This is a genomic window from Methanomicrobiales archaeon, assembly GCA_030019205.1.
Classification (GTDB): Archaea; Halobacteriota; Methanomicrobia; order Methanomicrobiales; family JACTUA01; genus JASEFH01.
Window position 1 is genome coordinate 18,885 of the sequence record JASEFH010000002.1, and the last position, 11,548, is coordinate 30,432.

Sequence of the window (11,548 nt, forward strand, 5' to 3'; positions counted from 1 at the left end):
CAGTTCGCATTCATGCAACCGGATGCCCCATCCCCCCCTCGCCCGGTGAAGGGGACCATGCGCGGCTGCGGTCAGTGAAGGGGGGGATACCTGCATAACTGCCTATCCTGAAGCGAAAGCCTGCCTGAACCGGAAGATGCTGTCACGGCACAGATGGCTCGTCGTCTCGATGACAGATGCGGGGATCCCCCGATACGCGGCGGATGCAGGCACGCACGTCCTCGAGAATCGGATAGGGGCCAGCGATCTTCGGGGTGCGGCCCTTTCCCCCTGTCGGCACGATACAGGATTCAACAGGCTCGAATGGTTTCACGAATAACAACCTGCATATGGGAGGAGGTTGCAGGAGCGATCATGCCGAACGTCGTGCATGTCGATATCCCGGCGGACGATACCGAACGGGCCCGGAAGTTCTACGAGAGGCTCTTTGATTGGAAATTCGAAGCCCCTCCGGGAGAAATCGAGTACTACCTGTTCGAGCCGACGGGTGCGCCCGAAGCCCCGGGCATGGGACTCGGAAAACGGGGAGCCCCGGACCAGAGGATCACGGTCTACTTCGGCGTGGACTCGATCGCGAAGTACCTGAAGAGGGTCGAGGAACTTGGGGGAAAGGTCTCGCTGCCCTATATGCCGGTCCCCAGCTTTGGAGGCCTCGCCATCTGCGTGGATACGGAGAACAACACCTTCGGTATCTTCGAGCCGCATCCGGAATCCTAGAGTGGCGACACCTCCCTGCGGCGCCGGGGAGATCCTGTGACGGTCTCCGTTTCCGGATCCTCCGGGTCCCGGGAGTACCCGATCGTGCCGGAATGATCCGCAGGACCCTGCAATGCGGATTGCCCGAGCCCTGGCCGCACGATGCCGGCGGGGCTCCGGAGATTCGGCCGAATCTCCCGATTTTCGCTGATCTCTTTCCGCATCGTGATACGCAGGTCTGCGAACTGGCGTCAGGACCCGATCGCCGCCGCAACGCAGGGATTGTTCCGGATCCGGCGAACCCCCCGATGCCCCCGGCGCCACCCGGGTTCGCCCCGATCGCACTACGGCTCGTTCGGCAGACATCCCCTGAATGTCGCGTTCCCGCATGCGTCGCCCTGCATGCCAGGATCTCGCGGGGTAAGTTCCGCCATGCACGCCGAGCACAACGATTATTGCCTCTGTCGGAGAGGGAGACATCCATGCGAATTCCTGATCTGCGTACCATCCTGGTCGTTGGGATCGTCCTGACGGTGCTGTGCATCCCGGCGTCCGCGCACTCCCCCTCCAACCTCGTTCTCTCCTACGATCCCGCGAAGGGGGAGCTGCAGGCAACCCTCACCCACCGGGTGGAGGATCCTGCCACCCATTACGTGCGGAGCGTCAGCGTGGAGGAGGACGGGGGCCCGATGCTGCTGGTTACAGAGTACACGGACCAGCCCTCCCATGACATCTTCACCTACTCGTATCCCCTCCCGATCGCGCCGGGGACACGGGTGCGGGTGACCGGGGAATGCAACGTGGCAGGAGAGATCCAGCGGGATTTGGTGATCGGCGGAGAGGCGACGCCTGCGGCAACGACACCGTCGGGGGCAGTGACCCCCAGGATCGCGGGATTCACACTGGTCGCGGTCTGCATGGCCCTGGCGGTTGCAGGCGTGACCGCCCCCAGGATCAGGCGACTGGCGGGCGCTGAACAATCCTGCATGAACTGCGATCGGCCGGACTGCGCCAGAGAGGGTCGCGGGGAAAAATAGCCGGTATAGGGCTTTCCTCGATTTCTCAGACGGCATCGCCATACGTATGGACCTGTATACCCGCGGCCCCGAAAGGCGGCAGGTATGCCGGGTGCAATGCGGTGTCCGGGAGGATAGTCCCGGGACTCACCCCTGAGCCCCGCGGGATTCAGGCAGTCTCACGACAAGGACCGGCCGTCTCACCGTATTGACGATATTGAACGCGGTGCTGCCGAGGAGGGCCGCGTTTGCCCGCCCCCTGCCGCGGGAGCCCATCAGGATGAGGGAGACGTCCTCCGCCTCCGCGACGCGGTCGATCTCATGGGTGGGAAGACCTGCCCGCACCCGCACCCGCACGGAGAAACCCCGGCGGGCCAGATCGTCGCGCAGTCTCCCAAGAGCCGCCTCCGCGTCCTCCGTGCGGGCCTGCAGGACCTCCGGCGCGACCGCCGGGGCATCTCCGGGAGAGACGACATGCGCCAGGATGATCTCGCCGAGGGACGGCAGGCGGGGCAGGAGGTCGAGCGGAGCGCTCGACGATTCCGCGAGGTCGATCGGCACCAGGATGCGGGAGAAGATCATCGGGCAGAACTGCTCGTATCGCGGCCCTTCCAGTGTGTCGAGGACGCGGTGACGCATGATGAGCACGTTCGTCCGCGCTCCGCGGAGGACCGCGGAGGAGACGCTGCCCAGGAGGGCCCGCTCCAGGATCCCTTTCCCCCTCGCGCCGATGACGATGAGGGAGACCCGCTCGGACTCCGCGATGCGGAGGATCGTACCGGCTGCATCGCCCGCCGGTTCGACCCGTGCCGTAACGGAGACTTCCCCGGCCTGCAGCATCTTCTCCTCCTCCGCGAGCTTTAGCCGGGCGGCATCGGGCGATAGCCCCTCCTTCCCGTCCGGCGAGATGGCGTGAAGGAGGATCACCTCCCGTATCCCCGGTATGGAACGGACGCAGCGTACGACAGCGCGGGCATAGGGGGAGAAGTCCGTGGGCAGGAGCACTTTCTCGAACATCTTACCTCCATCCTGAGCGGGCGACCATAAAAAAGGCTCCCCCTGCGGCTTACAGGCATGCTGCTCGGAGGATTCTCTGCCCCCATTCGTTCGATGTCCGGTCGGACGGTGAAGGTAGCGCAGGAGACTGGCAATGCATTCCTCTCTTACTGCCGACTCCCTTGAAGATCGTCGCACTGGCGGAGGGGGACGGGGAGAGGGTGCGCTCCCCTCCCTACTCCGGTGGATCACCCGAACATCGGGACACCAGTAAGGGGTTTGGAGGGCAGGCAGACCCTATCGACCTCCCTCCATTAAAATCAGATAGTAATAACACTTTGTTGGAGTCCCTCGCATCTCCAGGGACATCCGGGAGGCTCGGTGGACATGACACGCGGGAGCTCACCCCCTCTGGCCTGACCCTGTCGCAACTCGGGAGGTGGAAACAAGCCATCTCCCTGCATGGATCGTTCGACGAAGGATCCACCCTGCCGATCACCGCACCGCTCCCCGTACGGAGGAGAAAACCACGCCGAAGATGCAGAGGACGGTGAAGACGGCAAAGGCCGTATGAACGACCATGAGGAACTGCGCCGAGAGTTCCGGCGTGATCTGGACCCTGCCCAGGTAGACGGCGAAGATCAGCACGGCGATGGCCATGCTGAGCATCTGCCCCAGGAGCCGCATCGTGCCCAGCGTGCCTGACGCCACGCTGTAGAACCGCTTCTCGACCGAACTCATGATCGCGTTCGTGTTGGGCGAGGAGAAGAAGGCGAACCCGAGCCCGAGCAGAACAAGGCATCCGACGAGGTAGAGGAGGGGAGTATCGGGATTCAGGAAGGTGAGGAGGAAGAGGCCGACCGCGATCACCGCCATGCCGGCCGAGGAGACGATGCGGGGCTCCACGCGGTCGGAGAGCCTGCCGGCGTAGGGAGAGAGCGTTGCCATGACGAGCGGCTGGGAGACAAGGATGAGCCCGGCCGTCTGCGGGGTGAATCCCCCGATGTACTGGAGGTAGAGGGAGAGGAAGAAGGTGACCGCGAACGTGGCGCTGTAGTTGATCAGGGCAGCGAGATTGGAGAACGCGAAGACGCGGTTGCGGAGGAAGAGGTTCACGTGCAGGACGGGGCTCTTCTGGCGGGCCTCGACGGCAAAGAAGAGCAGGAGACCGGCGGTGCCGGCGGCGGCGAGGGCGATGCCGCCGATCTCGGGGAGGAGCGTGAACCCGGACAGGAGGCTCGCAAGGGAGAGCCCGTAGATGACCGACCCGGCGAGATCGAACGGTTCGCCTCTCGCCTCCGCCCATTCTCCCGCGAGTCTCCAGTGGACGAGCGCCACCGTGAGGATACCGAGCGGGACGTTCACGAGGAAGATGCCCCTCCAGCCGACGTACTGCGTCACGAGCCCGCCCAGGAAGGGGCCGGCAGAGAGCCCAACGTAGACCGCCGTGGTGTAGAGGCCGAGCACCCGCCCCCGCTCGCCGGGAGGGAATACCGAGGTGAGAATCGCGACACCGGTGCCGAAGATCATCGCCGCGCCCATGCCCTGGAGGACGCGGAGGACGATGAGCACGATCGATGAGGGGGAGAAGATGAGTAGCAGGGAAGCGGCCGTAAAGATGGAGAGTCCGCTCACGAAAACCTTCTTCCGTCCGTGGATATCCGCGTAGCGTCCGAGCGGTACCAGAAAGATGGCGGAAGCGAGGAGGTAGGCCGTCGAGACCCAGCTGAGCGCCACGGCGTCCATGGCGAACTCCGTGCCGATGGTCGGCAGCGCGATGTTGACGGCAGAGTGGTCGAACGGCGTGATGAAACCCGCGAGCACGGCCACCAGCAGGGCCACCCCCCGCATCCCGGTATCGTTCATGCAGGTCTTCCTCCTGTACGGAGATAGATCAGCCCCGCAAATATAGGTGCATGGTTCGCGGTATCCGCTTTAGCAGAGGTTTCGCGCCGGACGACAGGGCTTCCGCATGCAGGAGAGGGGGATGAGGCACGCGAGAGGCAGATCCCAGGGCAGCGCCGCTTGCCGCCCGTGGCAACCTGCCCGAACAGGATACGCTCCCGGGGATTCGGAAGGCATTCTGGCGACCGCTGCAGAACATTGTCTTTCTGAAAGTATTTCTGCCGGGAGGGTCGACCTATTCTGGAAAATCAGGCAGGGAGCTCTTCGTGCATACCGATCAGAGAGTGTTTCCGGCGTCGCCCCAGGACCAGATGCAGGCGATTGCGCGGGCGTACGTCGACCAGCAGATCCACTGCGTCGTCTCGTTCCGGGGGAGGCTCGATATCCCCGCCCTGAAGAGCGCGCTCCGCGCCCTGGCATCCGTCGAGCCGTCGCTGGGCTGCCAATTCACCGTCCGCGGCGGGAAGGGCTGCTGGGAGCTCCGGGAGGACGCGGGTGGAGACGGATGCCTCTCCACAGTCTGCACCGATACGCCCGATGCAGCGGTGCAGCGGTTTGCGGCAGGAGAGGCGCGCGCCGAGCGGGATCCCCTGGTGCAGGCGCTCCTCGTGCGTTCGGACTCGTGTGATACGCTCTGCCTCAAGGTCAACCATGTCGTCTCCGACGCGGCGGGCGTAAAGGAGATCGCCTGCCTTCTCGGCGATCTCTACTCCCGCTACCTGTCCGACGGCGACTATCGCCCCCTTCGGGGCACGTTCCGGGACCGCAGCCCCTGGCAGCTGCTGCAGCGAGCCGGGCTCTGGAACCTGCTCCGGTCCGTGCCTGCAGGCATGCCGGCGTGGCCGCGGTTCCGCCTGCCGTGCCGCAGACAGGGCAGGCCCGGGGGCGCGTTCGCCCTCCGGACCGTGGGGCCGGAGCAGTTCCGGCAGATCCGGCGGCGTTCGAAGGCTGCGGGCGCGACCATCAACGACGTGCTGCTGACCGCCTTCTTCCGGGGCCTCTGCCGCACCCTGGACCCGCCGCAGGGCGTGCCGCTCCCCGTCCAGGTCTCGGTGGACATGCGCTACCTCCTGCCGGAGGGGGAGAAGTGCCCCATCTGCAATCTCTGCGGGGCGCTCTTCCCCGCATTCGCCTGGCAGCCGGACGAACCCTTCGACGCCACGCTCGCCCGGGTGAAGGAGCGGATGGACCGCTGCAAAAAGGTGAACCAGGGTCTTGCCAGCATGCTGTTTGCCTCGGGCGCCATGATGCTCGGCTACCGTACCAGCGAGAGGCTCCTCCGCAAGGGGGCGCCGGGGAAGAGGACGTACCCGCTGCTGAGCAACATCGGCATCATCGACGAGAAGCGGCTTCGGTTCGGAACCGTACCGGTATCCTCGGCATACTTTCTGAGCCCCATCATGCTCGGCAGCAGCCTGATGATGGTCGTCTCCACGTTCCGCGAGACCATGACCTTCTCCATCGGCTACAACCCCGGGTCCGTGGCGACGGAGTGCATCGAGGGGCTGATCGGCACCATCCTGCAGGAACTCTCCTCCTTCGCCTGACGGCGGTCAGGCCGCAAAGGGGGCAGCCCGTTCGCCGGGGCCGTCCTGTAGCCTGCCCGGTGACCCGTGCGATGGCAGGGCAGGCCAGGCTGTTCCTGCCGGCAGTGCGGGTGCAGCACCCACGCATCTCCGGCCGGTATGCAGGAGGGCGTCCGCCATTCCGGCGGAGGGGGCTTTCTGCAGAGAAGTATATGAGGGGATGGAGTAGAGTAGGTACGTGCACATCCGGAGCGTCCGCCTCCTCCACGACTGCTATCCGACACGGGACGACTACCCGTTCAACCTGGAGATCTTTCAGGAAACGGACTCGCTCGAGTTCCAGAAGGCGGTGACGTTCTTTATCGGGGAGAACGGGACTGGAAAATCCACGCTGCTTGCCGCCATCGCCCGGGCATGTGGCATCGCCATCTGGGAGGACACGGATGGGCGGCGCTTCCACTACAACCGGTTCGAGCAGGAGCTCTACCGCTGCATCCGGATCGGGTGGATCCGGGAACGCGTTCCGGGCGCCTTCTTCGCCTCCGAGATCTTCCGCAACTTCGCCCGCCTGCTGGACGAGTGGGCGGCAGCCGATCCGGATTTGCTGCATTACTTCGGCAGCGAGTCCCTGATGGAAAAGTCCCACGGTCAGAGCCATATGGCGTTTTTCCGGAGCCGTTTCCGCATCAAAGGGCTGTACCTTTTGGACGAACCGGAGAACGCTCTCTCGCCCCGCATGCAGCTGCAGCTGCTGGGGCTGCTGCGGGAGATCGGCGCGGCGGGTGACGCCCAGTTCATCATCGCCACGCACTCCCCTCTGCTGCTCGCCTGCCCCGATGCGGAGATCTTCAGCTTCGACGCCCGCCCGATCCGCAGGGTGTCGTACGAAGATACCGATCACTACCGGATCTGCAGGGATTTCCTGAACGATTACCGGCGGTACCTGGCAGATCGCTAGGGGGAGCGCTTCACTCCGATCCCCTTGAAGAAGGTGTAGGAGAACGAACCGCCGGGCTCTGTCGTGCGGTAGAGGTCGCGGATCCCCCGCTCCCAGGTCTCCCCGTCAACGAGACCCCGAGCCAGTGCCTCGTCCCGCACGCCCTCGACCATGGCGATGAAGATGTTCCGCACGCCCTGAATGGTCTCCGGGCGGCTCGCGTCGGCGTAGGTGCAGCGGGGGGTGACCGAGACATCAGTATAGCCGGCGTCCCGCAGCAGGTGGAAGAGCTCCCGCCCGATGAAGGCGTTGCCACCCATCCCCTTCTGGAGATCGACCAGGCACCGGATCGTCCGCCGGGCGTGCTCGCTGTCCGGGTGGAAGAAGGCGGAGCCGTGGTCGCCCTCGATCACGGTGATGGTCCCGCCGGGGCGGAGTACGTCCTTCAGCCCCTCCAGGGCCCGTAGCGGATCGGGGAGGTGCTCGAGAAGGAAGCAGACGAAGACATGGTCGAAGGTTTCCGCCGCGAATGGCAGGTGGTATACATCCGCCTGATGGAATGCCACGTTCGTGCAGCCGGCTGCCCGCACCCGCTCCTCCGCCCGGGCCAGGGACTCACGAAATATGTCCACCGAGACGAATGCGGCCCCGGGGCTGTTCCGGGCCAGGATCACGGTCTGGGCCCCGACGCCACAGGCGGCCTCGAGAACCCGGCTTCCGGGCGGGTAGCGTATGCCGCCGTGCAGGAGATCGGAGAGTCGGTTGGCCTGGTAGGCCAGCCGCTCTGCTTCCGCATCCGAGCGGCCGTGGACATAGTCGGAGGATGTGCGCGCCATGGGGCGTTCGTCTGTACCAGTGGCCTCGCATGCACTTAAAACCCACCAAATACGCTCGGGGAGGTCCCGGGCACTCCCGGAAAAATGCGGATTCGGTTCAGGCAACCATTCCCGTGACCTCCTGCACAACCCCGGCGATCAGGAGGACGAGCGCGGCCACCAGCAGGACGAGAAGGACGATGGCGATCACGACGGGGATGATCACGGCGAGCGCCGCCCGCAGGGTGGAGATCTGGTGGAGCTCCCGGATACCGATGATCCAGAGAAAGACAGTATAGATGAATGCCAGGAATCCGACGATGGGAATCCAGCCTAGGAGCATCACCGGGGTGTCGCCGTAGATGAATGCCTTCAGCGTCTGCACGACGCCCATCCGTCCACCGGCCAGGACGACAAAGAGATGGACGATCAGCCCGCCGACGAACAGCAGAACGATGTTCCCGATCAGCGACCCGAAGAACGAGACGATAAACGAGAGCGGCCCGACCGCCGGTGCCCCTCCCATCGACCATGGCGCCGCTCCGAACCCGATAAGGGAAACGAGCGCCGTCAGGACGGCGTTGATCAGGATCAGGATGACGAAGTATACGAATGCGGACTCGAAACTGTCCGCCCTCGATCTGCGGAAGGTCTCCACCGGCTCGAGCAGGAACCCCCGCGCCTTTGCGACGAATCCGTCGGGCATGCAGCGTAGTGGTTCCAGCGGAGGATAAAAAGGTGTCGGGCATCCCGAGATTCCCAGTGAGTAAGAATCAATCCGGCCACGGAGAGGCCCGGAGAAGGATGCTGAATGGATCCCGGGAACGTGGGAAGCGCGGGGTATGAGCGAAAGCGATCCAGGAGCGCCGCAGGTCCGCGTACGGGATAAATCAGCCCAGAATCCTCCGCCCCTGCATTATGGGCAGATGCAGCAGACCGGGGTTGAGAACTCATCACATACGGGGCGGAGAATACCACGGAAGGCGCCGAACGGGCATTCATCCCCCCTCCGGGTGAGCCAGCCCCGCCTCTCGAGAAAGCCCTCCACTGCGGCACGGCGTGCGGCCGGGAGCCGTATCACTCCCGCCCGCAGTAGCGGCGGGCGGGGGGCAGCGGCGTAGGTCGAGCCCGATCTCACCTGTCCGGCGGTCCCGCACCAGCGGGCTACCGGTGCCGTGAGATGGCACCAGAGCCTTGCCGTCCCCCGAGAGGCTCTGCAGCGGCAGGGAGAGCCGCCGCTGGCGGATGCCCCCTGCTCCACGGCAGTCCGAACCCACGGTGAACCCCGGGGACGGCGCCGCCCGCATCCTGTCCGAGAGCGGATCAGCCCGAGGGGGTGGTGTTGGGCGGAGCGGTGGTCGCGGTAGGGATGGCCGTCGGCGTCGGCGTGTAGGTCACGTTGGGACGCATCAGCACGGCATCGATCGGATAGACGTAGCCGTTGGACGCCTGGATGGCGCCGGCGGTATCGATGGCGGCGCCGTTCACCATCAGGTTGCCGCCGGTTCCGGCGAACGTGAGCGGATCCCCGCTCAATCCGGAGACGTTGCTATTGACCAGATGCGGGAGCCTGTCGGGCGCGTAGCTGCCGGGGACGATATGGTAGCGGACCAGCTGGGTCAGCTCCCCCTCCGGCTGGTTGAGGAGGATCTCGATCGTCTCGTTGGAGAGCCGATCGAAGGCGTCGTCGGTCGGTGCGAAGAGCGTGAAGGACTGGTTTCCGCTCAGGGTAGTGCGGAGGAACGTCGTGTCGGCCTCCCGAATCACCCGGGCCAGCGTGGTGAACCGATTGTCCGACTCTACGGCCTCGATGACGGTCGGGGCGGAGGGGCGGACCGCAGGTGTCGGCGTTTCGGTCACGGTTCCCGCTGCCGCGGTCGTGGCGGTCGGAGGGGGGGTCGCATTCCCCTGAGGGGGTGCCGTGCAGCCTGCCAGGAGGGCCGAGACGGCCAGAACTGCCAGCAGGATCAGGATGGCATGCCGGATCTGCATGGCCGAGACGGATACCATTCCAGGCAATAAAGGTTCCGCCCGACCGCCGCTGCACTGCGCGGCAGTATCGTCGGCGCACAGCAAAAAAAAGAGTTATTTGATCCGCCCGAACTCCTGACTCACTTCCGCTGCGGAGCGGTACTCCCTCTCCTCGAACCGCCGCAGCGACTCGACGACGGCTGGCGGGGCGTTGTTCGCTTCGGCATGGCGGATGAGATCCTGCTTTCCCGCGGGGTAGTCCATGCCCCTCAGGTAGGACTGCAGGCCCGCCGCACTCACGTGCTTCAGGGCTTCCTCTTCGGCCATCGGCCGCATCTCCCGCGGCGCCTCGGAGATGGTCCGCATGCGACCCGGTTCTTTCACGAGACCGAACTCCCTGCTGACGTCGGCGGCAGAGCGGTACTCCCTGTCCTCGAACCGGAGCAGGACTTCGTGCACGCTGGACGGGGCGCGCTGCTCCTCGGCGTGGCGGATGAGATCCTGTTTCCCGGCGGGATAGTCCATGCCTTTCAGGTAGGACTGGAGATCGGCAGCGCTGAGGTGCTCGAAGCCCGCTCCGGTGGCGGCCATCCCGCGCTCCTGCACGATCTCGGTCCGAGCGGCGGGCGGCATCTCCTCCTGCGTCGGGACACGTTCCTCACGCCGCCCGCCCCTCATGGCGGTTGTCATCTGCTTGAAGCTGGTCGCAGTTGCCGCTGCCTCTATCGGCACCTCGGCGCGTTCCCGCTCTGTCGGGGGCGGAGGCGTCACCCCCGGGGCGGCCTCCATCGGGCGGGCAGCGGGCGGACGGGCTGTCTCCACGAGATCCCAGTTCGGCTCCACGGGCGGATTGTCCATGTCGATGCCTTCTGCCTGTTCGAGCCGCTCCTTCGGGATCGGTGCGACCAGCACCTTCTCCTCGGGGCGGGGCGTTATGGCTTCCCAGGGAATGGCGAAGTGCTTCGCCCCGACGCCGGGGACGCCCCCGTACGCGAGGACGGCATAGACCACTTCCCCCGCGCTCACGTCCAGCATCAGGTCCTCGATCGTCCCGAGATCCTCCCCCCGGGTATTCTGGATCCTGGTCTTTTTCAGGTCCTTCGCGGAGAGAACCCGCAGTCCTGCAGTGCTGCGGCTCCCTTCCACTCTCCTGTATCCCGTCTGTCTTTCCATAGGCTACCATCTCTCGGTTTCTTATACACGCTTGAGGCGTAAGGCCCTCAAGGCGGGCGGAGGGTAGTGTCAGTTGAATGTTATAAGGTTATCGCGGATCCGCTGCATCGACGTGGGTCCTGCCGTGACGCACCGCACGAGGAGGCAGGGTTCGCGGTGGCGGGTGCCCCCGGGAAAAAGATGGTCAGGTGGAGACGATCAGGATCGCGCCCATGGCGAGGAGCACGATGAGCGCAACGAAGAGGTACGTGATCGGGATGCAGCCCAGGCTCGCCCCAGGGCCTCCGGACCGTCTCCCGGCTCGCCCCAGCGCGACGATGGCGACGCCGGCGACAGCAACGAGTGGCAGCGCGAGCCCGAGGCGGGTCCCGGAGCTGCCTGCCGCTACATCTTCGGGTCCGTGGATTCCGGCGGATCCGTCCACCTGGAGCCCGGAGGCGGGATGAACGCGCTCACCCCCGCTAAATCCGGTCCGCGTGTCGTCCCCGGCGTCGTCTGCAAAGGCGGCTTTCA

11 protein-coding genes are annotated in these 11,548 nt (G+C 65.3%); 4 read left to right on the forward strand and 7 right to left on the reverse strand.

Annotation, left to right across the window (positions count from 1 at the left end; translation table 11 throughout):
• The first annotated feature begins 354 nt into the window (after positions 1-354).
• A complete protein-coding gene (locus QMC96_01550; GenBank protein MDI6875437.1) occupies positions 355-717 on the forward strand; it encodes a VOC family protein in 363 nt (120 codons plus the stop codon).
• Positions 718-1,178: 461 nt separating this feature from the next.
• Entirely contained in the window at positions 1,179-1,733 is a 555-nt protein-coding gene (locus QMC96_01555; protein MDI6875438.1) for a hypothetical protein, read from the forward strand.
• Positions 1,734-1,859: 126 nt separating this feature from the next.
• Here the strand turns inward: QMC96_01555 and QMC96_01560 are convergent, their stop codons facing one another.
• Both QMC96_01560 and QMC96_01565 read right to left on the reverse strand, forming a co-directional pair.
• The gene (locus QMC96_01560) at positions 1,860-2,729 is read right to left on the reverse strand and encodes a universal stress protein (GenBank protein MDI6875439.1); all 870 of its coding nucleotides are present in this window, start codon (positions 2,727-2,729) and stop codon (positions 1,860-1,862) included.
• Positions 2,730-3,203: 474 nt separating this feature from the next.
• Entirely contained in the window at positions 3,204-4,574 is a 1,371-nt protein-coding gene (locus QMC96_01565; GenBank protein MDI6875440.1) for an MFS transporter, read from the reverse strand.
• 305 nt (positions 4,575-4,879) lie between these two features.
• Between QMC96_01565 and QMC96_01570 the strand changes: the two genes are divergently transcribed.
• Both QMC96_01570 and QMC96_01575 read left to right on the forward strand, forming a co-directional pair.
• Entirely contained in the window at positions 4,880-6,160 is a 1,281-nt protein-coding gene (locus tag QMC96_01570) for a WS/DGAT domain-containing protein (GenBank protein MDI6875441.1), read from the forward strand.
• Positions 6,161-6,377: 217 nt separating this feature from the next.
• Positions 6,378-7,097 carry an AAA family ATPase gene (locus tag QMC96_01575; GenBank protein ID MDI6875442.1) on the forward strand — a complete coding sequence of 240 codons (720 nt, stop codon included), beginning with the start codon at positions 6,378-6,380 and terminating at the stop codon, positions 7,095-7,097.
• Here the strand turns inward: QMC96_01575 and QMC96_01580 are convergent.
• From QMC96_01580 to QMC96_01600, 5 genes are all read right to left on the reverse strand, one after another.
• Positions 7,094-7,912, reverse strand: a complete 819-nt coding sequence (locus QMC96_01580; protein MDI6875443.1) for a methyltransferase domain-containing protein — start codon at positions 7,910-7,912, stop codon at positions 7,094-7,096. The genes QMC96_01575 and QMC96_01580 overlap by 4 nt on opposite strands.
• 97 nt (positions 7,913-8,009) lie before the next feature.
• Entirely contained in the window at positions 8,010-8,597 is a 588-nt protein-coding gene (locus tag QMC96_01585) for a YIP1 family protein (protein MDI6875444.1), read from the reverse strand.
• Between the two features lie 617 nt (positions 8,598-9,214).
• Entirely contained in the window at positions 9,215-9,883 is a 669-nt protein-coding gene (locus tag QMC96_01590; protein MDI6875445.1) for a fasciclin domain-containing protein, read from the reverse strand.
• A gap of 93 nt (positions 9,884-9,976) precedes the next feature.
• Complete coding sequence (locus tag QMC96_01595; protein ID MDI6875446.1) at positions 9,977-11,035, reverse strand: DUF2795 domain-containing protein; 1,059 nt, start codon at positions 11,033-11,035, stop codon at positions 9,977-9,979.
• Positions 11,036-11,219: 184 nt separating this feature from the next.
• Positions 11,220-11,459 (reverse strand): hypothetical protein, encoded by a 240-nt coding sequence (locus QMC96_01600; GenBank protein MDI6875447.1) that lies wholly within the window; start codon positions 11,457-11,459, stop codon positions 11,220-11,222.
• Positions 11,460-11,548 lie beyond the last annotated feature (89 nt).